Annotated in this window: 22 protein-coding genes; 5 read left to right on the forward strand and 17 right to left on the reverse strand. The window is 60.7% G+C overall.

Annotation, left to right across the window (positions count from 1 at the left end):
* Window positions 1-74: 74 nt before the first annotated feature.
* The 9 genes from ACEN8E_RS26095 to ACEN8E_RS26135 form a co-directional block, all read right to left on the reverse strand.
* A complete protein-coding gene (locus ACEN8E_RS26095) occupies window positions 75-1,232 on the reverse strand; it encodes a D-alanyl-D-alanine carboxypeptidase family protein (protein WP_085718162.1) in 1,158 nt (385 codons plus the stop codon).
* A 187-nt stretch (window positions 1,233-1,419) separates the two neighbouring features.
* Complete coding sequence (locus ACEN8E_RS26100) at window positions 1,420-2,427, reverse strand: septal ring lytic transglycosylase RlpA family protein (protein ID WP_495590411.1); 1,008 nt, start codon at window positions 2,425-2,427, stop codon at window positions 1,420-1,422.
* Window positions 2,427-3,437 (reverse strand): lytic murein transglycosylase B, encoded by a 1,011-nt coding sequence (mltB, locus tag ACEN8E_RS26105; protein WP_495590412.1) that lies wholly within the window; start codon window positions 3,435-3,437, stop codon window positions 2,427-2,429. Before mltB ends, ACEN8E_RS26100 begins: the two co-directional genes overlap by 1 nt.
* Before the next feature lie 17 nt (window positions 3,438-3,454).
* Entirely contained in the window at window positions 3,455-4,558 is a 1,104-nt protein-coding gene (rodA, locus tag ACEN8E_RS26110) for a rod shape-determining protein RodA (RefSeq protein ID WP_429371688.1), read from the reverse strand.
* A 31-nt stretch (window positions 4,559-4,589) separates the two neighbouring features.
* Entirely contained in the window at window positions 4,590-6,485 is a 1,896-nt protein-coding gene (gene mrdA, locus ACEN8E_RS26115) for a penicillin-binding protein 2 (RefSeq protein WP_495590413.1), read from the reverse strand.
* Between the two features lie 10 nt (window positions 6,486-6,495).
* Window positions 6,496-6,963: a 23S rRNA (pseudouridine(1915)-N(3))-methyltransferase RlmH gene (gene rlmH, locus ACEN8E_RS26120; protein ID WP_003185785.1), complete on the reverse strand. Its 468-nt coding sequence runs from the start codon at window positions 6,961-6,963 to the stop codon at window positions 6,496-6,498.
* A gap of 9 nt (window positions 6,964-6,972) precedes the next feature.
* Entirely contained in the window at window positions 6,973-7,467 is a 495-nt protein-coding gene (gene rsfS / locus ACEN8E_RS26125; protein WP_008022922.1) for a ribosome silencing factor, read from the reverse strand.
* Window positions 7,468-7,541: 74 nt separating this feature from the next.
* Window positions 7,542-8,231, reverse strand: coding sequence for a nicotinate-nucleotide adenylyltransferase (gene nadD, locus ACEN8E_RS26130; protein ID WP_008052375.1), 690 nt, complete (start codon window positions 8,229-8,231; stop codon window positions 7,542-7,544).
* 1 nt (window position 8,232) lies between these two features.
* Window positions 8,233-9,504: a glutamate-5-semialdehyde dehydrogenase gene (locus ACEN8E_RS26135; RefSeq protein ID WP_495590414.1), complete on the reverse strand. Its 1,272-nt coding sequence runs from the start codon at window positions 9,502-9,504 to the stop codon at window positions 8,233-8,235.
* Between the two features lie 189 nt (window positions 9,505-9,693).
* On the opposite strand from ACEN8E_RS26135, the gene ACEN8E_RS26140 reads away from it, so the two are divergent.
* Window positions 9,694-10,392, forward strand: a complete 699-nt coding sequence (locus ACEN8E_RS26140) for a DNA-3-methyladenine glycosylase (RefSeq protein WP_495590415.1) — start codon at window positions 9,694-9,696, stop codon at window positions 10,390-10,392.
* Window positions 10,393-10,570: 178 nt separating this feature from the next.
* Window positions 10,571-11,887: a bifunctional DedA family/phosphatase PAP2 family protein gene (locus tag ACEN8E_RS26145; RefSeq protein WP_495590416.1), complete on the forward strand. Its 1,317-nt coding sequence runs from the start codon at window positions 10,571-10,573 to the stop codon at window positions 11,885-11,887.
* 56 nt (window positions 11,888-11,943) lie between these two features.
* Here ACEN8E_RS26145 and ACEN8E_RS26150 read toward each other — a convergent pair whose 3' ends face one another.
* From ACEN8E_RS26150 to ACEN8E_RS26165, 4 genes are all read right to left on the reverse strand, one after another.
* Window positions 11,944-12,111 (reverse strand): hypothetical protein, encoded by a 168-nt coding sequence (locus ACEN8E_RS26150; RefSeq protein ID WP_495590417.1) that lies wholly within the window; start codon window positions 12,109-12,111, stop codon window positions 11,944-11,946.
* A 116-nt stretch (window positions 12,112-12,227) separates the two neighbouring features.
* Entirely contained in the window at window positions 12,228-12,818 is a 591-nt protein-coding gene (locus tag ACEN8E_RS26155) for an LON peptidase substrate-binding domain-containing protein (protein WP_008022910.1), read from the reverse strand.
* 10 nt (window positions 12,819-12,828) lie between these two features.
* Entirely contained in the window at window positions 12,829-13,545 is a 717-nt protein-coding gene (locus ACEN8E_RS26160; protein WP_413423613.1) for an LrgB family protein, read from the reverse strand.
* Window positions 13,542-13,904, reverse strand: coding sequence for a CidA/LrgA family protein (locus ACEN8E_RS26165; protein WP_495590418.1), 363 nt, complete (start codon window positions 13,902-13,904; stop codon window positions 13,542-13,544). The genes ACEN8E_RS26160 and ACEN8E_RS26165 overlap by 4 nt, the downstream gene beginning before the upstream one ends.
* Window positions 13,905-14,097: 193 nt before the next feature.
* Between ACEN8E_RS26165 and ACEN8E_RS26170 the strand changes: the two genes are divergently transcribed.
* The 3 genes from ACEN8E_RS26170 to ACEN8E_RS26180 all read left to right on the forward strand — a co-directional run bounded on the left by ACEN8E_RS26170 (window position 14,098) and on the right by ACEN8E_RS26180 (window position 17,055).
* Window positions 14,098-14,553, forward strand: coding sequence for a MaoC family dehydratase (locus ACEN8E_RS26170; protein ID WP_008022907.1), 456 nt, complete (start codon window positions 14,098-14,100; stop codon window positions 14,551-14,553).
* A gap of 114 nt (window positions 14,554-14,667) precedes the next feature.
* Complete coding sequence (locus ACEN8E_RS26175; RefSeq protein WP_495590419.1) at window positions 14,668-16,386, forward strand: C13 family peptidase; 1,719 nt, start codon at window positions 14,668-14,670, stop codon at window positions 16,384-16,386.
* A gap of 27 nt (window positions 16,387-16,413) precedes the next feature.
* Window positions 16,414-17,055, forward strand: a complete 642-nt coding sequence (locus tag ACEN8E_RS26180) for an oxidoreductase (RefSeq protein ID WP_495590420.1) — start codon at window positions 16,414-16,416, stop codon at window positions 17,053-17,055.
* A 122-nt stretch (window positions 17,056-17,177) separates the two neighbouring features.
* On the opposite strand, the gene ACEN8E_RS26185 is transcribed toward ACEN8E_RS26180, so the two are convergent.
* The 4 genes from ACEN8E_RS26185 to ACEN8E_RS26200 all read right to left on the reverse strand — a co-directional run bounded on the left by ACEN8E_RS26185 (window position 17,178) and on the right by ACEN8E_RS26200 (window position 21,508).
* Entirely contained in the window at window positions 17,178-17,462 is a 285-nt protein-coding gene (locus ACEN8E_RS26185; RefSeq protein WP_495590421.1) for a YceK/YidQ family lipoprotein, read from the reverse strand.
* Complete coding sequence (ubiX, locus tag ACEN8E_RS26190) at window positions 17,455-18,087, reverse strand: flavin prenyltransferase UbiX (RefSeq protein WP_495590422.1); 633 nt, start codon at window positions 18,085-18,087, stop codon at window positions 17,455-17,457. Before ubiX ends, ACEN8E_RS26185 begins: the two co-directional genes overlap by 8 nt.
* On the reverse strand, window positions 18,084-19,433 hold the full coding sequence (gene mpl, locus ACEN8E_RS26195) for a UDP-N-acetylmuramate:L-alanyl-gamma-D-glutamyl-meso-diaminopimelate ligase (protein WP_413423603.1): 1,350 nt from the start codon (window positions 19,431-19,433) through the stop codon (window positions 18,084-18,086). The genes ubiX and mpl overlap by 4 nt, the downstream gene beginning before the upstream one ends.
* 158 nt (window positions 19,434-19,591) lie before the next feature.
* Window positions 19,592-21,508, reverse strand: coding sequence for a sigma-54-dependent Fis family transcriptional regulator (locus tag ACEN8E_RS26200; protein WP_495590423.1), 1,917 nt, complete (start codon window positions 21,506-21,508; stop codon window positions 19,592-19,594).
* Window positions 21,509-21,711 lie beyond the last annotated feature (203 nt).

Here is a 21,711-nt window from a genome sequence, read left to right on the forward strand (position 1 = left end):
CCTCGTAAGCGTAAGCCGTGGCGACGGGCATGGCCCCGTGCCGGATCAGCGCGGGGCCATGCAGGTGCACACTATCAGTTGAACAAGCCGTAGAAGAATAGACGGATGCTATCCCACATGCGACGGAAGATACCACCCTCTTCGACGCCATCCAGAGCGATCAGGTCGGCGCTGTGCACCACCTTGTCGTCCAGTTTGACTTCGACTTTACCGATCACGTCGCCCTTGGCGATTGGCGCAACCAGTTGCGGGTTCATGGTCATGCTGGCAGCGAGCTTTTTCAGCTGGCCTTTTGGCAGGGTCATGGTCAGGTCTTCAGCCAGGCCGGCCTTGACTTGATTGGTGGAGCCTTTCCAGACAGGCGCCTGGGCCAGTTCGGCGCCCTTCTGATAGAAGGTCTGGGTTTCGAAGAAGCGGAAACCGTAGGTCAGCAGCTTCTGGGTTTCGGCGGCACGGGCCACTTCGCTGTTGGTGCCGAACACCACGGCGATCAGGCGCATGCCATCACGTACGGCGGAAGACACCATGCAGTAGCCGGCTTCGTCGGTGTGGCCGGTTTTCAGGCCGTCGACGGTCTTGTCGCGCCACAGCAGCAGGTTGCGGTTCGGTTGCTTGATGCCGTTCCAGAAGAACTCTTTCTGCGAGTAGATCGCGTAGTGAGCAGGGTCTTCGTGGATGATCGCGCGGGCCAGGACAGCCATGTCGTGAGCCGACGAATAGTGCTCAGGATTCGGCAGGCCGGTCGGGTTCATGAAGTGGGTGTTGGTCATGCCCAGGTCGGCGACGGTCTTGTTCATCAGGTCGGCGAATGCGTCTTCGCTGCCGGCGATGTGCTCGGAGAGCGCGACGCTGGCGTCGTTGCCCGACTGGATGATGATGCCGTGCAGCAGGTCGCTGACAGTGACCTGCGAGCCGACCTTGATGAACATCCGCGAACCGCCGGTACGCCAGGCGTTTTCGCTGACGGTCACCGGATCGTTTTCGCCGATCTGGCCACGACGGATTTCCAGGGTCGCGATGTACGCGGTCATCAGCTTGGTCAGGCTGGCCGGTGGCAGACGCTGGTCACCATTGTTCTCGACCAGCACGTTGCCGCTGCTGGCATCCATGAGCACGTAGGCCTTGGCGGCCAGTTGTGGTGGCGACGGCATCATCTCGACCGCGAACGCGGCAGGTGAGAGGAGCAGCGGGACTAGCAGGAACAGGCGTTTGGCAAAGGTGGTGATGTTCATCCGTCTCTCGAAATCGCTAATGGAAACTTGCCCGAGGGCAAAAACTAATCAAATAACCTTCTAACGGGTTATCGCGTGTTCAGTCGTTCACTCCAGTCACCCTGTGCCGGGCTTTTGTTCTTCAACGAGCCAACGACCTGGTTCATCCCCCAAAACCGCAGATGAACCGTCAATCAAGTTCTACGTATTACTCCGTGACCACGCTCGGCGAACCGAGATTGGCCAGGCGCACGCTGTTCTGCACCTGCTGGATTTCACCCGGCGATCCGATCGGGCCCAGGCGAACCCGATGCAGGGTCTGCTGATTGCGCACGATCGAGCTGATGAACACCGGAGCGCTCACCATCCCGCTGAGCTTCGATCTCAGGAGTTCTGCAGCGTCCGGGTTGGCGAACGCGCCCACCTGCAGATACTGGCCAGAGGCTGGTACAGAAGCGTTTTTTTTTGCATCAAGCTGCACCGGCACCACCGCGGCGGCGTGTTGCTGCGGCGGCGGTGTCCATTGCTCGACGGTGCCGGCCGAAGCCGTGATCACCGGGGCGCTATTCTGCGCGACTTGCGGCTCGTTGAGCATCAAAGGCGCCGGACGGCCTTTGGCCGCCCAATACGCCTGTGGATCGATGCCCTCGACCTTGACCCGCGCGGTGCCGATCTCGGCATAACCGAGCTTCTTGGCGGCGGCGTAGGACAGGTCGATGATGCGGTCCGAGTAGAACGGCCCACGGTCGTTGACTCGCAGGATCACGCTCTTGTTGTTGTCCAGGTTGGTCACCCGGACATAACTTGGCAATGGCAATGTCTTGTGCGCAGCACTCATGCCGTACAGGTCATACACTTCGCCGTTGGCGGTGTTCTGGCCGTGGAACTTGGTGCCATACCAGGACGCCGTGCCCGAAGCCACGTAGGTCTTGGATTCTTGCAGCGGGAAATAGGTTTTACCCAATACCGAGTACGGGCTGGCCTTGTATGGGCCGGAGTGCAGGGTCGGCGTGGCGTCCGGGATGCGCGAAACATCGACATCCCACCATGGCGCGCCATCCTTGTGGGCGCGGTTGATGTCCAGCCCCGGCGTCGAACGCACGGCGGTGGAGGACTTCTGGGTCGGCGCACGGCTGGTCGAACAACTGGCGACCAGCACTGTCAACGCGGCAAATGCCATCAACTTCAGGGGTTTATTGATAGGCAATGCCCGCATTACTTGACGCCCCGTGCTTGGACCAGCTGTTCAGACAGTTGATGTACGGCCATGGCGTACATCACGCTGCGGTTATAACGCGTGATCGCGTAAAAATTCTTCAGGCCCATCCAGTATTCGGGGCCATTGTCGCCTTCCAGGCGGAAAGCGGTAACCGGCATATCATCGCGCAGCGCATCATGACTTGACCACCCCAGGGCTCGCAACTCCCCGACGGTTTTCGTCGGTTCGATTCCTGCGGTCAAACCTTCGTCGACCTGATCGCCACGGACATCGGCGCGGCTCACTACCGGTTCGCCGGCGACCCAGCCATGACGCTTGAAGTAACTGGCGACACTGCCAATGGCATCGTCCGGGTTGGTCCAGATGTTGATATGGCCATCACCGTCGAAATCCACCGCATAGGCGCGGAAACTGCTCGGCATGAATTGTGGCAATCCCATTGCGCCGGCATAGGAACCCTTGAGCGTCAACGGATCGACCTGCTCTTCGCGGGCCAGCAGCAGGAACTCACGCAATTCCTTGCGGAAAAACTCGGCACGGGGAGGATAGTCGAAACCCAGGGTCGACAAGGCATCGATCACCCGGAAATTTCCGGTATTACGACCGAAAAAGGTTTCAACGCCGATGATCGAGACAATGACCTGGGCCGGCACGCCGTATTCCTGCTCGGCACGGGCCAGCACCGCTTCGTGCTGACGCCAGAAGTCCACACCCCGGGCAATGCGTGCATCGGTGATGAACATCGGGCGATATTCGCTCCACTGCTTGACCCGTTCGGCGGGTTTCGAGATGGCGTCCAGAATCGACTGCTTGCGCTCGGCTTCGCGGAACACGCCCATCAACTGTTCACCGGCGAAACCGTAATCGCGGGTCATTTCACCGACGAATTCGGCCACCTGGGGTGAGCCTTCATAGTCGCCGGCCAACGCTTCCTGCACGGTGCCAAGGATGCTTACCAGGCCGACCCATGGCGCATATCGAGTCGCCCAGCCACGCATTACTTGCATTGAAAATTTCACCTTATTCAAACTTGCGCGATCCACTTGCGATGGGTATGGATCGACATCAAAACCCCAAACGCTGACAGCAGCGTCACCAGCGAAGTTCCTCCGTAGCTAATGAACGGCAACGGCACCCCCACCACCGGCAACAGGCCACTGACCATACCGATGTTGACGAAAACATAAACAAAAAACGTCATGGTCAGGCTGCCCGCGAGCAACTTGCCGAACAATGTCTGCGCCTGGGCAGTAATCACCAGGCCGCGGCCGATCAACAGCAGGTAGATCAGCAACAGCGCACAGATTCCCACCAGACCGAACTCTTCGCCCATTACGGCAATGATGAAGTCGGTATGACTTTCCGGCAGGAAGTCCAGGTGCGACTGGGTGCCCAGCAACCAGCCCTTGCCGAACACACCACCGGAGCCGATGGCGGCCTTGGACTGGATGATGTTCCAGCCCGTGCCGAGCGGATCGCTCTCCGGGTCGAGGAACGTCAGGATTCGCTGCTTCTGGTAGTCGTGCATGATGAAGAACCACATGGCAACCGCCACGGGCACGGCGGCGGCCAGTACGCTGAGGATCCAGCGCCAACGCAAGCCACCCATGAACAGCACGAAAGCGCCGCCGGCCAGAATCAGCAGCGAAGTGCCGAGGTCCGGCTGCCGCACGATCAGAATGAACGGAATGCCGATCAGCATCAGGCTGATGCCGACGTGCTTGAGCTGTGGCGGCAAGGTGCGCTTGGACAGGTACCAGGCAATGGTTGCCGGCATCAGAATCTTCATGAACTCCGAGGGCTGGAAGCGGATGACACCGGGGATGTTGATCCAGCGCGTGGCCCCCATCGCGTTGTGACCCATGACGTCCACCACCACCAGCAACAACACACCGATCACATAGCCGACCGGCACCCAACGCGCCATGAAGCGTGGTTCGAACTGGGCGATGACGATCATCGACACCAGGCCGATGCCGAACGAAGTGGCCTGTTTGGCCAGCAGGTCCCAGCTTTTTCCACTGGCGGAATACAGGACGAACAGGCTGCCGGCGGCAAGCGTCAGCAGCAGGATCAGCAACACGCCGTCGATGTGCATTCGTTGCAACAGTGTTGCACGGCGACGCATCACATCCTCGCTGGAGAGCATGCGATCAAAATTATTCATCACGGGCTGTTGCCTCTGCACTGATAGGGCTGGCGTATTCGGGCTTCAACCGACCGTCCTGATCCAGGAGCCAGGCGTCCATGACCTGGCGCACAACCGGCGCGGCCACACCCGAGCCCGACTCACCGTTCTCGACCATCACCGAGACCACGATTTTCGGATCGTCGGCCGGTGCGAAACCAACGAACAAGGCGTGGTCGCGATGGCGTTCCTGCACCTTGGAGCGGTCGTACTTCTCGCCCTGCTTGATCGCGACCACCTGGGCCGTACCGCTCTTGCCGGCGATCCGGTATTGCGCACCGATCGAGGCCTTGCGCGCCGTACCGCGGGCGCCGTGCATCACCTGTTGCATTCCGTGGTTCACCCGGGTCCAGTCCGCCGGATCGCGCAGGATGATGTTCGGCATCGGGTTAGGATCCACCGGCTTCTCGCCTTCGATGGTCTTGGCCAGGTGTGGACGGTTCCAGACACCCTTGTTGGCCACCAATGCAGTGGCCTGGGCCAGCTGCAACGGCGTCGACTGCATGTAGCCCTGACCGATACCAAGAATCAGTGTCTCCCCCGGGAACCACGCCTGACGACGCGTCGCACGCTTCCATTCCCGGGTCGGCATCAACCCAGGCGATTCTTCGAACATGTCCAGGGAGACTTTCTGGCCGATACCGAACTTGCTCAGGTATGCCGACAGCCGATCGATCCCCAGCTTGTGGGCCAGGTCATAGAAGTAGGTGTCGTTGGAACGCATGATCGCCGTATCGAGGTCGACAAAGCCGTCGCCGGTACGGTTCCAGTTACGGTATTTGTGATCGTAGTTGGGCAACATGTAGTAACCGGGGTCGAACACCCGGGTCGACGCCGTCACTACGCCGGAATCCAGGCCGGCGATCGCCACCGCCGGCTTGATGGTCGAACCTGGCGGGTACAGACCACGCAGCACGCGGTTGAACAGCGGCCGGTCGATGGAGTCGCGCAGCTCGGAATAGGCCTTGAAGCTGATGCCGGTGACGAACAGGTTGGGATCGAAGCTCGGCTGGCTGACCATCGCCAGCACTTCGCCGGTTTTCGGGTCCAGCGCCACTACCGCGCCACGACGACCACCGAGCGCAGCTTCGGCGGCTTCCTGCAATTTGATGTCCAGGCTCAGGACGATGTCCTTGCCGGGAATCGGATCGGTACGCTTGAGTACGCGCAATACGCGGCCCCGGGCGTTGGTCTCGACTTCCTCGTAACCCACCTGGCCGTGCAATTCAGGCTCGTAGAAGCGCTCGATGCCGGTTTTGCCAATTTGATGGGTGCCGCTGTAGCTCACCGGGTCCAGAGACTTCAGCTCTTTCTCGTTGATCCGCCCCATGTAGCCCACCGAATGCGCAAAATGCGCGCCCTGCGGATAGTGGCGGACCAGCTGCGCGACCACTTCCACCCCAGGCAGGCGGAACTGGTTCACGGCGACCCTTGCGATCTGCTCTTCGGTCAATTCGAACATGATCGGCACCGGCTCGAACGGCCGACGTCCCTGACGCATGCGCTTCTCGAAAATCACCCGGTCCTCGGGCGTGAGCTCCAGCACCTGAACGATCACATCGAGCACCTGCTGCCAATCGCCAGAGCGCTCGCGGGTCATGCTCAGACTGAAGCTGGGCCGGTTGTCGGCAATCACTACACCGTTGCGGTCGTAAATCAAACCACGGGGCGGTGGAATCGGCTGCACATGGACGCGGTTGTTTTCCGACAGGGTCGAGTGGTACTCGTACTGGATCACCTGCAGGAAATACAGACGCGCTATCAGCACGCCGATCAGCGTCACGACTGCAATGGCACCGAACACGACGCGGCCACGCACCAGACGGGCGTCTTTTTCGTGGTCCTTGATGCGGATCGGCTGGGACATGAGGGCAGAATTACTTGTGGTAAGGGTGACCGGACAGCACGGTCCAGGCACGGTACAACTGTTCGCCGATCAGAATCCGCACCAGCGGGTGCGGCAAGGTCAGCGGCGACAACGACCAGCGCTGGTCAGCCCGGGCACAGACTTCCGGCGCCAGCCCTTCGGGACCGCCGACCATGAAGTTGACGGTGCGCGAGTCCAGCCGCCAGCGATCGAGCTCGACCGCCAGTTGCTCGGTGCTCCAGGGCTTGCCATGGACTTCGAGTGTGACAATCCGCTCGTTCGGCCCGACCTTTGCCAGCATGGCTTCGCCTTCCTGGCGGATGAAACGGGCCACGTCGGCGTTCTTGCCACGGGTATTGAGCGGTATTTCCACCAGTTCCAGCGCCAGCTCGGACGGAAGACGCTTGGCATATTCATGCCAGCCTTCTTCCACCCACTTGGGCATGCGTGAACCGACGGCGATCAGTCGCAGTCGCACAGCGGTCCCTTATTCCTGGTCTTTGTTGAGCTTGTTGAAGTGCTCGTGACCAACTTCAGGGCTGTGGTGCTTGCCATCGGCCGCACGGCTCTGCTCGGCACCTTTCCACAGGCGCTCCAGGTCGTAGAACTGACGGGCGTTGGAAGTCATCATGTGGACGATCACGTCGTCCATGTCCAGCAGCACCCAGTCGCTGTCGCCCTTGCCTTCTTCACCCAGCGGCTTGATACCCAAGGCTTTGACGGCCTCGCGGACCTTGTCCAGCATCGCGCCGATCTGGCGGTTGGAAGTACCGGTGGCGATGATCATGTAGTCAGTGATGCTCTGCTTGTCGCGAACATCGATGACCAGCACGTCCTGGGCCTTGACGTCTTCCAGGGCGGCTACGGCGATCTTGACCAGCTCGTCGCCTTTAGGTGGCTCGGCAGCGAGGACCTTCTCAGGCAGCGGGGCACTCTTGAACGTGCCTTTGCGCTTAACTTTGTTTACGTCGTTGTTCGTCATATAAAACTCGTTTTGCTCGTATGTTCGGGGCGCTTCAATACACGTTGTTGCCACGTGCCTTGAGGCACTCCTATTCAGTTCGACGCACGGTAGAGTCCGTGCGCATCGATGTAGGCCAGGACCGCGTCGGGCACCAGGAAACGTACCGACTTACCGCTGGCCAGCAGTTGACGGATCTGGGTGGCGGATACCGCGAGCGGTGTCTGCCAGACGAATGCAATCTGTCCGCTCGGCCCTTTGAGGGCCAGCGGGTCGCTCACCGAGCGCGCTGCCAGCAGGTTGCGCAAGGCATCCGGCGGTTCGCTGTCGGCATCCGGGCGTTGCAACACCAGGATATGGCAATGCTGGAGCAACTCTTCCCAGCGGTGCCAAGTGGGCAGGCCGCAAAAAGCGTCCCAGCCCAAAAGCAGAAAAACCTGGTCGGATACGGCCAGTTCGGCACGCATCAGTTCCAGGGTATCAATGGTGTAGGACGGTTTGTCCCGCTGCAATTCGCGGGCGTCCACCACCAACGGCGCCACACCGGCCACCGCGCACTCGACCATCGCCAGACGGTCTTTCGCCGACACCTGCGGCTTGTCCCGATGGGGCGGCCTGGCACTGGGTGTCAGACGCAGTTCATCGAGCGCCAGGGTTTCGGCGACTTCCAGCGCACCGCGCAAATGGCCGATGTGCACCGGGTCGAACGTTCCGCCCAGCACACCAATGCGGCGAGGGGCTGGCTCGCTGGCGGTGACCGGGGCTGACGGGTCGAAGTCGCCCAAGTCAGACCGGCTCCTGTCCACGCAACTGCCCGTCGCCGACCACGATGTACTTCTCGCAGGTCAATCCTTCGAGGCCCACCGGGCCGCGGGCGTGCAGCTTATCAGTAGAAATGCCGATCTCGGCACCCAATCCGTATTCGAAGCCATCGGCGAAGCATGTCGGGGTATTGATCATCACCGACGAGGAGTCGACTTCAGCCACGAAACGCCGGGTGTCGCCCTGGTGTTCGCTGACAATCGAATCGGTGTGATGGGACCCGTAATGGTTGATGTGCTCGATGGCCTGGCTCAGTCCGTCGACTACACGGATCGACAGAATCGGCGCCAGGTATTCGGTACTCCAGTCTTCTTCAGTCGCGGTCACGGCATCGATGATTGCCAGGGTGCGCTCGCAACCGCGCAGTTCGACGCCTTTTTCGCGGAACTGTGCCGCCATCGCCGGCAGGAATTCCCTGGCAACGACTTGATCGACCAGCAGCGTTTCCATGGCACCACAGATGCCATAACGGTAAGTCTTGGCGTTGAACGCGATGCGCTGAGCCTTGGCCAGATCGGCGTGTTCACTCACATAAACGTGGCAGATGCCGTCCAGGTGCTTGATCACCGGTACGCGGGCATCACGGCTGACGCGTTCGATCAGGCCACGGCCGCCGCGCGGCACTATGACGTCGACGTACTCGGGCATGGTGATCAGCGCGCCAACGGCAGCGCGATCCGTGGTTTCGACCACTTGCACCACCGCAGCCGGCAGATCGGCCTCGGCCAGGCCACGCTGAATGCAGACGGCGATGGCTCGATTGGAATGAATGGCCTCGGAACCGCCACGCAGGATGGTTGCGTTGCCGGACTTCAGGCACAGACTGGCCGCATCGATGGTTACGTTCGGCCGCGACTCGTAGATGATTCCGATCACGCCCAGCGGCACGCGCATCTTGCCGACCTGAATTCCGGACGGGCGGAAGCTCATGTCACGGATCGCGCCGACAGGGTCCGGCAGGGCTGCCACCTGACGCAGGCCGACGATCATGCCGTCGATACGTGCCGGGGTCAGCGCCAGGCGCTCAAGCAGGGCCGGCTCCAGACCATTGGCGCGACCGGCGGCCAAATCCAGCTCATTGGCCGCCGTCAGCTCGGCGCGGGCTGCGTCCAGCGCATTGGCGGCGGCCTGCAGGGCGCGGTTTTTCTGCGCGGTGCTGGCACGGCCGATCACGCGGGAAGCTTCGCGGGCAGCGCGACCCAGGCGGGTCATGTAGTCAAGAACGGACTCAGTCATGGTCTGGCGTGGTCTTTGATTAGGTCTTGGTAAAGAGTAAAGCGGCAGATTATAGCTGTCGCGTCCCGGGACTAACAGCGGTGACGGGCGGATGGTCGAAATGGAGGGGCATTTGCCGATGTTCAGCCGGGATTAAGCTGCAAATTGTTATCATCACGACTCATTCAGCCCTGACAAACACCGGTCATCATGTCCAATCTGACTGTTCGAGCGCCCGCCATGAGCCTGCCTGCAGGCCTCCCGGACGCGTTTTTCGACCGTGACGCCCAGATTCTGGCCCGGGAGTTACTGGGCAAGGTCATTCGCCATCGAGTTGGTGATCTGTGGCTCAGCGCCCGGATTATCGAGACCGAAGCCTATTACTGCGCGGAGAAGGGCAGCCACGCGTCCCTCGGCTACACAGAAAAGCGTAAGGCTTTGTTTCTGGATGGCGGCCACATCTATATGTATTACGCCCGGGGCGGCGATTCCCTGAACTTCAGTGCACAGGGCCCGGGAAACGCGGTACTGATCAAGTCCGCCTACCCGTGGGTCGATCAATTGAGCGGGCCGGCCAGCCTGGCGCAGATGCTGTTGAACAATCCCGATGCCAAGGGCCACCCTCGCCCGTCACAAAAACTCTGTGCCGGGCAAACCCTGCTGTGCAAGGCGCTGGGCCTGAAAGTGCCAGTATGGGACGCCAAACGCTTCGATCATGACGTGCTGCTGGTGGAGCACGTCGGCCAGACGCCCGCCCACATCATCCAGACTACACGCCTGGGCATCCCCCACGGGCGTGATGAGCACCTGATGTACCGCTTCGTCGATGCGGCTTACGCGCCGTACTGCACGCGGAACCCGCTGCGACGGGGGCAGATTGAAGGTCGCGATTATTTTGTGCTGACTTGAAAATGAATTGATCCATTGTGGGAGCGAGCCTGCTCGCGAAGGGGTCATGACTGGCGAGATTGATTACGCCTGACACGCTGCCATCGCGAGCAGGCTCGCTCCCACATTGATCGGTGGTGTGTTGAAGATTTTGTGGTTGTCCCCAGGGACCAATTGAACATTCAATGGAGTGGTTTTTATGGGCCAATGGCTCGATAGCCTGACCGGTTGGTTGACGGTCAACCCGCAATGGCTGGCGGCGGCAATATTTCTGGTGGCTTTTGTGGAATGCCTGGCGATAGCCGGGCTGATCGTCCCCGGCACGGTTTTACTGTTCACCGTTGCGGTGCTGGCCGGCAGTGGTGCGCTGACGCTGAGTGAAACACTGCTGCTGGGCTTCCTGGCCGGCGTGCTTGGCGATGTGGTCTCGTACTTCCTGGGGCGTCATTTCCACCAGAATATCCGGCGCCTGCCCGGCTTGCGCCATCACCCGGAATGGATCGCCGGGGCCGAGGCCTACTTCCAGCGCTACGGCATCGCCAGCCTGCTGGTCGGGCGTTTTATCGGACCGCTGCGGCCAATGCTGCCCATGGTCGCCGGCATGTGCGACATGCCCTTCCCACGTTTCTTCGCCGTCAGTCTGCTGGCCGGCGCGGGTTGGTCGGTGGCTTATCTGCTGCCAGGCTGGGCCACCGGCGCGGCGATTCGCTTGCCGCTGCCTGAAGGTTTCTGGACTCAGGCCGGGATCGTTGTCGGCAGCATTGCGGTCATGGTGGGGTTGAGCGCCACCAGCAGCCTGCGCCAGCATCGCCGGGCTACAGCGATAATCGCCGGCATGAGCTTTCTGATTCTGTCAGGGCTGTTCATCGGTTACCCGTATCTGAGCGCTCTCGATCAAGGATTGATGGCCCTGGTGCAGGAGCATCGCAGCCCGATGCTCGATGAGGTGGCGGTGGTATTCACCCTCATTGGCGAATTCCGCAACATGCTGCTGTTCAGTGCATTGTTGGTGGCACTGCTGCTGATTACCCGGCAATGGCGACAGGCAGCTTTCGCTTGCAGCACCCTCCTCTGCACGGCATTGGCCAACACGGTAACCAAACAGTTTTTCGCCCGCGCCCGCCCGGAAGTATTGAGCGACCCATTGACCAGCTACAGCATGCCCAGCGGCCACGCCTCAGGCGCGTTCGCCCTGTTTCTGACCCTCGCCGTACTGGCCGGTCGCGGGCAACCACCGCGCATGCGCCTGACCTGGTTGCTGGTGGCCAGCTTGCCGGCCATGGCGATTGCCCTTTCCCGGGTGTACCTCGGGGCGCACTGGCCAACCGATGTCATGGCCGGCGCGATGTTGGCGGCATGTGTCTGTGCGGCCAGCCTGTGGCTGATCCAGCTCAAAGAACCGCTGAACGCCTTGCCCTCCAAGGCCTGGTGGCTGGTGTTGCCGGCGCTGGCGGCATTGTTCGGCTTCTTCGTGCTGCGGCATTTGCCGCATACGATGTTACGGTATGCCTATTAGAAATATTTCCCTCAAAAAAACCCCAACTCAACGGTTGGGGTTCCTGTTACTCAAGCTCAGTTAGGACTCCACTGACGCTTACGCTTTTCCATAATCAGCGCATCGGCAAACTCGCCGGCTAATTGAGCGTTGGCTGCAAAGGTCTGGCCGTTATCGACAAGTTTAAGCATGAACTCTGCTGCCGCAGTGTCCCAGACAGACCATTCATGTTTATAGATAGCCATGGCATTAATCCCTTTAGACATTGAAATGCCCCACCTCATGTGGGTGGCCACAAACTAATCGTCGTCCAGGTACTCAGCAATGCTGGCAACTTCACTCAATGATTGCCAAATACTGCTCAGGCAAACAACTCACCCTGCAACTCATCCAGCAGCGCCTGAATCGCATCCAGTCGCTGCTGCGGATCGTCAAGTTGCAGCAAGTCGATCTTGTCCAACTCGGCAAAAGGCAACAGGTACGCCAACTGATTGGCCAGTGACTGTTGCCCGGTCGCTTCAGTTCCCATGTTCAAGGCTTCGACCATCGGGTGTTCCGCCAAGGCCTTGAGCAATGCCACCAGGTCGGCGTCCTCATCCTGCAGTGGTTGTTCCGGTTCGTCTTCCAGCCACTCGACCTCGGCAACGGTCAACTGATCGCGCTGGACCTCCGCTTTCAATACATGGAAACGTCGCCCGCCCTGAACCCGAATCCCCAGCAGGCCGTTGTCCTGTTGTTTGAAATCGGTGATCAGCGCTTCGCAACCCACCAGCGCGTAGCCGGCCGGGGCGATCCCGACTTCTTCACCCTCGAGGATGCACACCACGCCGAAACCACCGCCCTGCTTCATGCAGCGGCCGATCATGTCCAGATAGCGCGCTTCGAAGATCTGCAAGTCGAGGATGCAACCTGGGAACAGCACTGTGTTCAACGGAAAAAGCGGCAGACTCATAGACATTTCCTTACACCACCATCGACACCGCCAGCGGCAGCAACACCGCCGTGGCCACGCCCATCAAACTCATCGCCAGCGCCGCGAAGGCACCACACTCTTCACTTTCCTGCATCGCCACTGCCGTGCCGACCGCGTGCGCCGTCATGCCCAATGCCATGCCCCTGGCTTCCGGGCTGTGCACGCCCAGCCGGGTCAACAGGGCCGGACCGAAAATCGCCCCGATCACACCCGTAATCAAGACGAACACCGCTGCCAGCGCCGCGACCCCACCAATCTGCTCAGCCACCAACATGGCAATTGGCGAAGTCACCGATTTCGGCGCCATGGTCATCAGGATCATGTGCTCGGCACCAAACGACCAGCCCAGCAACACGCCCATCCCCGTGGCCACCACCCCGCCTATCACCAGCGTAGTAAATATCGGCCAGAACAACTGCCGAATCCGTCGCAGGTTGAGATAAAGCGGCACCGCCAGCGCGACAGTGGCCGGACCGAGCAGGATGCTCAGTATCTCTGTGCTCTTGCGGTATTCGGCGTAGGTCAGGCCGCAACCCACCAGCACGCCGATCACCAACAACATGGAGACCAGCACCGGCTGCAAAAAGATCCAGCGGGTTTTCTCGAACACGCCCAGTACAAGCTGATAGGCGCCGAGGGTAATACCTATGCCGAACAACGGATGGTGAATCACCGACGTCCAGGCGCCGTGCCAGTCGAAGATCATTGGCTGTCCTCGGAGATGGCGTGACGCTTGACCATGCGCTGCATCAGCACTCCGGCGAACGCCATGGAAAGTAGCAGCGACAACACCAGCGCACCGACGATGGCCCAGAAGTCCGCCGCGATGTCAGCGGCATAGACCATCACGCCCACGGCTGGCGGCACCAGCAACAGCGGCAGGTAGCGCAACAGGCTGCTGGCCGCCAGGTTCAATGGCTCGCCGACCTGTCCGCGACAGATGAGGTACACCAGCAACAGTAGCAACCCCACAATCGGCCCCGGCAGCACCGGCAAAAACAAATGATTGATCGCAGTGCCGAGCAATTGGAACAGCACCAGCCATGTCAGGCCCCGTAACAACATCAAAGATCTCCCGCAAAATCCATCACCCGCATTGGCCCGGCATTATAAGCATGCCCGCGCTATGGGCCGGCATTCGCCAAAAGCATGGTCAGTTGACCTGAGCGTTTGGCCATGTTGATCTAAAGTAGTAAGCCGGGAAGTGAAATCCCCGCAAGTCAAAACTATAAAACCGATGAACCCAAGGAGAGTCTCAATGCCCTATGTTCCAGTTGCAGAGCTCAAAGATTATGTCGGCAAGGAACTCGGACGTTCCGAATGGCTCACCATCGATCAGGAACGCATCAACCTGTTCGCCGAAGCCACGGGGGACTATCAGTTCATCCACGTCGATCCGGTCAAGGCCGCGCAAACGCCATTTGGCAGCACCATCGCTCACGGTTTCCTGTCGTTGTCGCTGATCCCGAAACTGATGGAAGACATCCTCGTCATGCCCGAAGGCTTGAAGATGGTGGTCAACTACGGCCTCGACAGCGTGCGTTTCATTCAGCCGGTCAAGGTCAACTCGAAAGTGCGGCTCAAGGTCGACCTGACCGAAGTCATCGAGAAAAAACCCGGCCAGTGGCTGCTCAAGGCCACCACTACCCTGGAAATCGAAGGTTCGGACAAACCGGCGTATATCGCCGAACCCCTGTCCCTGTGCTTCGTATAAACCTTCCCGGATGCGAAGCAGCTCACGCTGTTTCGCGCCCTCAAGCGGTACCTCACCCTATATAAGGACACATAGCTGCGGCATACTCCCTCGCCTAATTGCCCGGAATCCGCTATGCGCCCACTTGCACTCCTTGCCTTGACCCTGATGCTCACCGCTTGCGGCGACGGCGAATCGCCATTGCCCCCCGACGCCCGCCTGCCGGACGGCGGACGCTATCGCGGCGACCTGGTCAATGGCTTGCTGCAAGGCAAGGGGCGTATCGACTACCCGAACGGCAGCTGGTACGCGGGCGAATTCGACAAAGGCCAGTGGCAGGGCCAGGGCGAATGGCATGGCAGCAATGGCGAAGTCTATCGCGGGCATTTCAATCAGGGGCTGTTCGAAGGTCAGGGGGCACTGACCACCAACGGCAACAGTTACACCGGCGGTTTCAAGGCAGGCCGGCGTGACGGCGAAGGCACACTCAAAGAAAACGGCATGAGCTATCGCGGAGAGTTCAAGGCCGATCAATACTCCGGCCTGGGTCGCCTCGAACTCGAGGACGGCAGCTCCTACCAGGGCCAGTTCGCCCATGGCAAACCCAATGGCGAAGGCCAGCGTGGCGACGGCAACGGCAATCAGTTCACCGGGCACTTCGTCGACGGCCAACTTGAAGGCAACGGGACGTTCAACAGCGCCGATGGCGACATCTATGTCGGCAGCTTCAAGAACAATCAACTGCACGGCAAAGGCCGCTACGAAAACGCCGACGGCGATGTCTGGCTGGGCCAGTTCAAGGAAGGTTCACTGAACGGCAAGGGCGAGTTGATCGGCGCTGACGGCAGCCACTACATCGGCCAGTTCAACGACTGGCGCTTTTCCGGCCAGGGCCGACTGAACCTGTCCGACGGCAGCTTCTACACCGGCCAGTTCGACAACGACAGTTACCAGGGGCGCGGCACATTGGTGCTGACCGACGGCACCGTGCTCAGCGGCACCTGGATCAACGGCCAGCGCGTGCGCGACGCCGAGGGCAAATTGCTGCCCGACACTCTGGAGCTCGGCCTGTTGGCGCAGGGGCGCTTGCTCGACTCGGCGCTGACCAACATTCCGCCCTCGACCCCGGCGGTGGAGCTGTATTCGTTGACCCTGGGCGGTGATGGCAAGCAAAGCGTTTTTCTGCGCGAATCCGACTACGTCGCCAATATGCTCACCACCCGTTTCGGTGCCTTTGGCCAGATCCGCCTGGTGAACCATCGTGACCACCTCGCCGACCGCCCGATGGCTACCCGGGAAAACCTGCGCCGCGCCGCCCTGACGCTGGCCGAACGCAGTGGTCCGGAAGACCTGATTTTCATCTACCTGACCAGCCATGGCACCAGCGAACACGAACTCGTGCTGGACCAGCCGCGCATGGAGCTGGCCGACCTGCCAGCCGACGAATTGGCTGCTGTTCTCGCCCCGTTGAAAAACCGCGACAAGATCATCGTGATTTCGTCCTGCTACTCCGGCGGTTTCATCCCCGCCCTCAAGGATGAACGGACCCTGATCATGACGGCTTCACGAGCCGACCGGGTGTCCTTCGGCTGCTCGGAGGAAGCCAATTTCACCTACTTCGGCGATGCACTCTTCGCCCAGGCCCTGAACCAGACGGATGATCTGGAACAAGCCTTCAAACTGGCCAGGACCACTGTCGCCGAGCGTGAGCTGGCAGACGGCTTCGAAGCATCCGAACCGCAGATCTGGGCACCGAAAACCGTCCTCTCGCATTGGCAACTGCTGCGTAAACAGCAGGCGCGAAAAGCCCTGCAAAGTGCATCAATGGAAAGCAAGGATGCAAACAGCAACTAAGCTGAACAGTATCAAGGGAGAAACACTATGTACTTGACGCCTCAGCATGTGCTGCTCGCCGGAGCCACCGGTTTGACGGGTGAACATCTGCTTGATCGCCTGCTTAACGAGCCAACGATCACCCGGGTATTGGCCCCCTCACGCCGGCCACTGGCCAAGCATCCGCACCTGGAAAATCCGGTCGGCGACCCTGCGGCGTTCCTGCCACAACTGAACGGGCGGGTCGATATCGCCTATTGCTGCCTGGGCACCACGATCAAGCAGGCCGGTTCGGAACAGGCATTTCGTGCAGTGGACCTGGACATGGTGGTGGCATTCGCCAAACGTGCCCGGGAAATGGGCGCACGGCATTTGATCGTGGTCAGTGCTTTGGGAGCCGACCGGAGGTCCTCGGTTTTCTACAACCGGGTCAAAGGCGAGATGGAGCACGCATTGCGTGCGCAGGACTGGCCGCAGCTGACTATTTGCCGCCCTTCGCTGTTGCTGGGCGAACGCACCGAACCGCGACTGGGCGAGAAAGTCGCCGGCCCGCTGTCTCGGCTGATCCCTGGCAAATACCATGGTATCGAGGCCTGCCAACTGGCTCGCGCGATGTGGCGTCTGGCGCTGGAAGAGCAGGACGGGGTCAGGATTGTCGAGTCGGATGAGCTGAGGAAGTTGGGCAAGTAATTTTAGGGTGCCTGAGCGGACCTCCTCGCGGGCAAGCCCGCTCCCACAGGATTTTGTGTCGTACACAAATTTTGTAATCGCTGAAAAACCTGTGGGAGCGAGCTTGCTCGCGAATCGCTTTACTACAATCCACCCGTCGCCTGAAAACTCACGCCAATCACCGTCAACAACGACAGCGGCAACAGCAGCGTGTCGAGCAACGCACTCGCTGGCAGGTCGACACCGGGATAGCTCGGCGCTTCGGCACCGAAGCGGTCCTTGGCGCAGCATCCGCCGTTCATCGCGTACACATCCAGGCGAGTGCCCGAATACACCACCGGTGCCCCCGGCTTGGCCGCATCGAGCGTGCGCGCCGTGGCGCACCCGGCCAGTTGCAGCGCCAGCACCATCACCAGCAGCTTATTCATCGCTGGTCAGATGATGCTCGCCCCAACGCGGCAACATGTCCTGAGGAATATTCAGCAGGTTGAGGATCCGTGCCACGACGAAATCGATCAGGTCGTCGATGGTTTGCGGCTGATGATAGAAGCCCGGTGATGCCGGCAGGATTGTCACGCCCATGTTCGACAACTTGAGCATGTGCTCCAGGTGAATGCTCGAATACGGCGCCTCGCGAGGTACAAGAATCAGCTGCCGACGCTCTTTCAGCGTCACGTCGGCGGCACGCTCGATCAGGTTGTTGCAGGCACCTGTAGCGATGGCCGACAAAGTACCCGTCGAACACGGCACCACCACCATCGCCGCTGGCGCACCGGAACCCGAGGCCACCGGCGACATCCAGTCTTCCTTGCCGTACACCCGAATCTGCCCGGCGGCCGCGCCGGTGTATTCGGTGAGGAACGCCTGCATCATCTGCGGCTTGGACGGCAGCGTGACATCAGTTTCGGTGGCCATCACCAACTGCGCGGCCTTGGAAATCAGGAAGTGCACTTCACGATCGTCCCGCACCAGGCAGTCGAGCAGGCGCAAACCGTACTGGGCACCTGAAGCGCCGGTCATTGCCAGGGTGATGCGGTCCGGGCCGTTGCTCATTTCAGCGCCTCGGCCAGTTTGCCGTGCAGGCCGCCGAAGCCGCCGTTGCTCATGATCACCACGTGAGTGCCGGGTTGGGCCTGGCTCTTCACGCGCTCGATGATGCCTTCAAGGGAATCGCTGACAATCGACGGCACAGTGCACAGCGCCGCAGTGCCTGCCAGATCCCAGCCGAGGTTGGCGGGTGCGTACCAGATCACCTGATCGGCATCGACCACGCTTTCCGGCAATCCGTCACGGTGCGCACCGAGCTTCATGGAGTTGGAACGGGGTTCGATGATCGCAATCAACGGTGCATCGCCGATGCGTTTGCGTAACCCATCCAGCGTAGTGGCGATGGCGGTCGGGTGGTGAGCGAAGTCGTCATAAATGGTGATGCCACGGACTTCCGCGACTTTTTCCATCCGGCGCTTAACGCTTTTGAAGGCGCTCAACGCGGCAATGCCCATGGACGGCACGACGCCGACGTGGCGTGCGGCAGCCAGGGTCGCGAGGGCGTTGGCGACGTTGTGCTGGCCAGTCATGTCCCACTCGACCACACCCTGGGCGACGCCTTCGAACATCACTTCGAACTTCGAGCCGTCTTCACTGAGCAGCTTGACCTGCCACTGACCGCCGGCTCCCGTGGTTTGCACCGGGGTCCAGCAACCCATTTCAATAACGCGCTGTAACGCCGGCTCGGTGGTCGGATGAATCACCAGGCCTTCACTCGGGATGGTCCGCACCAAGTGATGGAACTGCCGCTCAATGGCCGGCAGGTCCGGGAAGATGTCCGCGTGATCGAATTCGAGGTTGTTCAGGATGGCCGTGCGCGGACGGTAATGTACGAACTTGGAGCGCTTGTCGAAGAACGCACTGTCGTACTCGTCGGCTTCGATGACGAAGAACGGTGTGTCACCCAGACGTGCCGACACCGAGAAGTTTTGCGGCACGCCACCGATCAGGAAGCCGGGGGCCATGCCTGCGTGTTCCAACACCCACGCCAGCATGCTGCTGGTGGTGGTCTTGCCGTGCGTACCGGCAACGGCCAGCACCCAGCGACCTTGCAGCACGTGATCCGCCAGCCATTGCGGGCCGGAGACGTAAGGCAGGCCTTTGTTCAGCACATACTCCACCGCCGGATTGCCCCGGGACATGGCGTTGCCGATCACCACCAGATCAGGTGCCGGATCGAGTTGCGCCGGGTCGTAGCCTTGGGTCAACTCAATGCCCTGGGCTTGCAGTTGAGTACTCATCGGCGGATAGACGTTGGCATCGGAGCCGGTCACGTGATGGCCCAGCTCTTTGGCCAGAACCGCCATTGACCCCATGAAAGTGCCGCAGATACCAAGAATATGAATGTGCATAGTCGACCTCGTAAAACATGGCCGCAGGTTAGCTTAGGGAGGGGAAATTCGCACCTTGTGTTTCGCCCTCACCGACGCCATCGCGGGCAAGCCCGCTCCCACAGGTACGATGCAATCCCTGTGGGAGCGGGCTTGCCCGCGATTGGGCGCGACGCGGTTTACCGTGAGATCCCGTGCTTGCGCAGCTTGCGATAAAGGGTATTTCGACTGACGCCCAGTTGCTCCGCTGTATGCGTCATATGCCAGCGCGTCTGTTCCAGCGCACCGAGTAACGCAAGCCGTTCGGCATCTTCCAGCGGATGCTCCGACGGCTCTTCAACGGCCTGCACTACCACCGGCCGCGCCTGGCGAATCATGACCGGCAAATCTTCCAGACCAATCCGTCCGCCATCGCATAACGCCGCCAACGTACGCAGCACATTGCGCAACTGCCGCACGTTGCCCGGCCAGGCGAACCCCAACAAGGCCTCTCGTGCCGGGCCATCGATCAACACGGTTTCCGTGCCGGCCTCTTCGGACAGCAAAAAGTCGAGCAGCTGCGACTTGTCACTGCGATCGCGCAATGCTGGCAGCGCCACCTCCAGCCCGTTGAGGCGGTAATACAAATCCTCGCGAAAGCTGCCGTCCTGCACGCGATCCAGCAAATTGCGGTGGGTGGCGCTGATGATCCGCACGTTAACCGCTTCCGGTTCGCCACCAATCGGCACCACTTGCCGGTCTTCCAGCACCCGCAGCAAGCGTGTTTGCAAAGCCAGCGGCATGTCACCGATTTCGTCGAGGAACAACGTCCCGCCGTCGGCCTGTTGCAACTTGCCGCGCATGCCTTCCTTGCGGGCGCCGGTGAAGCTGCCGCCGCGGTAACCGAACAGCTCGCTTTCGATCAGGCTTTCGGGAATGGCCGCGCAATTGAGGGCGACAAAGGCTTTTTCCGCCCGCTGGCTGGCGTGGTGCACCGCTTTGGCAAAGGCCTCCTTGCCGGACCCGGTTTCGCCGTTGATCAGCAGCGGTACGTCGCGCTCGTAGACGCGCAAGGCCTTGCGGAAGTCCGCCTGCAACGTCGCATCACCCAGGCAAATGCCCGCCAGGCGCGGTACTTGTGCAACCGTGGCAGCGGGCACCATCGGAGTCGGCAGCGGCCGCCGCACCTCACCACGCAATACCGCGAACAGCTTGCGGCCATCACGGGTACGCAATGGCCAACTGGCCGCGGCATTGATACTCGCCCTGCCCAGCAACTCATCGAGCGAGCAATCGAAAAACGCCTCCACCGGTTTGCCCAGCAAACCGCCGCGAATGTGTCCAAGCAGGTTCAGCGCACTCTGGTTGACCGCGCAAATGCGCCCTTCTCCATCGAACGCCAACAACCCTTCGCTGAACAAACCGACGGACTCGGCCTGCAAATGAAAACGCAGCAACCATTGATTGTCAAAGCAGCGCAGGAAGTAACAGCTCTCGATCATCTTCGCCGACAGATTGACCAGAGCCATGGTGTGGAACTGACTTTGCCGCGACACGTCGCGCCGCGCCGACGACACGTCGAGCACTGCCAGCAATTCGCCATGAGGATCGAAGACCGGACTCGCCGAGCAGGTCAGGCCGGTGTGGCGGCCACGAAAGTGTTCGTCCTGATGAATGGTCAGCGACTGACGCTCCACCAGGCACGTGCCAATGCCGTTGGTGCCTTCACAGGCCTCACTCCAGTCGGCACCGAGCCAGAGTCCGGCACGCTCGAAAATCTGTCGTTCGGCGGGCGCAGTGACACAATTGAGGATCACGCCGCGGGCGTCGGTCAGCAGTACTGCATGACCGGCACCGGAAAGTTGCTGGTGCAGGCTGGTCATTTCATTGCCAGCGATGTGCAGCACCTGCTGCAAGCGCTCGCGGCTTTCCAGGACACGGCCATGTTCCAGCACCGTGGGCGCGATGCTCAGCGCCGGATCGAGATGATAGTCCTCGAGGCAGCGCAGCCAGGAACGGGCGATGGAAGGATCGCTGCCGGGGCCGTGCAGATGGGCCTTGCCCTGGGTCACGGTCAATACTTGCTGGGCATGGCGACTCAAGTGGTTGTCGTGCATTTCTTATTATTCTCCCCGGGGCTCGGCGTCCCGTGCATGAGGTGATGCCGAGCATCCTCCAGCCGGGCCTGCATTGCAATGCCTGCAAGACGACCCGGTCACAGGCTGTGCCAGAAGCGGTACAAAGTGTCACGCAGGCTGTACCGAAAGCGTCACAGGCGCGCTCCGTCCGTCCGACAAAAATCGCGCAAGGTCTTGATTTA

This window comes from Pseudomonas sp. Pseusp9 (genome assembly GCF_059491265.1).

Excerpts from the sequence above, each read along its gene's own strand:
- ACEN8E_RS26095 (WP_085718162.1), bottom strand. The coding sequence starts at position 1,232 with ATGAACATCACCACCTTTGCCAAACGCCTGTTCCTGCTAGTCCCGCTG.
- ACEN8E_RS26100 (WP_495590411.1), bottom strand. The coding sequence starts at position 2,427 with ATGCGGGCATTGCCTATCAATAAACCCCTGAAGTTGATGGCATTTGCC.
- mltB (WP_495590412.1), bottom strand. The coding sequence starts at position 3,437 with ATGCAAGTAATGCGTGGCTGGGCGACTCGATATGCGCCATGGGTCGGC.
- rodA (WP_429371688.1), bottom strand. The coding sequence starts at position 4,558 with ATGCGTCGCCGTGCAACACTGTTGCAACGAATGCACATCGACGGCGTG.
- mrdA (WP_495590413.1), bottom strand. The coding sequence starts at position 6,485 with ATGTCCCAGCCGATCCGCATCAAGGACCACGAAAAAGACGCCCGTCTG.
- rsfS (WP_008022922.1), bottom strand. The coding sequence starts at position 7,467 with ATGACGAACAACGACGTAAACAAAGTTAAGCGCAAAGGCACGTTCAAG.
- ACEN8E_RS26135 (WP_495590414.1), bottom strand. The coding sequence starts at position 9,504 with ATGACTGAGTCCGTTCTTGACTACATGACCCGCCTGGGTCGCGCTGCC.
- ACEN8E_RS26140 (WP_495590415.1), top strand. The coding sequence starts at position 9,694 with ATGTCCAATCTGACTGTTCGAGCGCCCGCCATGAGCCTGCCTGCAGGC.
- ACEN8E_RS26145 (WP_495590416.1), top strand. The coding sequence starts at position 10,571 with ATGGGCCAATGGCTCGATAGCCTGACCGGTTGGTTGACGGTCAACCCG.
- ACEN8E_RS26150 (WP_495590417.1), bottom strand. The coding sequence starts at position 12,111 with ATGGCTATCTATAAACATGAATGGTCTGTCTGGGACACTGCGGCAGCA.
- ACEN8E_RS26155 (WP_008022910.1), bottom strand. The coding sequence starts at position 12,818 with ATGAGTCTGCCGCTTTTTCCGTTGAACACAGTGCTGTTCCCAGGTTGC.
- ACEN8E_RS26160 (WP_413423613.1), bottom strand. The coding sequence starts at position 13,545 with ATGATCTTCGACTGGCACGGCGCCTGGACGTCGGTGATTCACCATCCG.
- ACEN8E_RS26165 (WP_495590418.1), bottom strand. The coding sequence starts at position 13,904 with ATGTTGTTACGGGGCCTGACATGGCTGGTGCTGTTCCAATTGCTCGGC.
- ACEN8E_RS26170 (WP_008022907.1), top strand. The coding sequence starts at position 14,098 with ATGCCCTATGTTCCAGTTGCAGAGCTCAAAGATTATGTCGGCAAGGAA.
- ACEN8E_RS26175 (WP_495590419.1), top strand. The coding sequence starts at position 14,668 with ATGCGCCCACTTGCACTCCTTGCCTTGACCCTGATGCTCACCGCTTGC.
- ACEN8E_RS26180 (WP_495590420.1), top strand. The coding sequence starts at position 16,414 with ATGTACTTGACGCCTCAGCATGTGCTGCTCGCCGGAGCCACCGGTTTG.
- ACEN8E_RS26185 (WP_495590421.1), bottom strand. The coding sequence starts at position 17,462 with ATGAATAAGCTGCTGGTGATGGTGCTGGCGCTGCAACTGGCCGGGTGC.
- ubiX (WP_495590422.1), bottom strand. The coding sequence starts at position 18,087 with ATGAGCAACGGCCCGGACCGCATCACCCTGGCAATGACCGGCGCTTCA.
- mpl (WP_413423603.1), bottom strand. The coding sequence starts at position 19,433 with ATGCACATTCATATTCTTGGTATCTGCGGCACTTTCATGGGGTCAATG.
- ACEN8E_RS26200 (WP_495590423.1), bottom strand. The coding sequence starts at position 21,508 with ATGCACGACAACCACTTGAGTCGCCATGCCCAGCAAGTATTGACCGTG.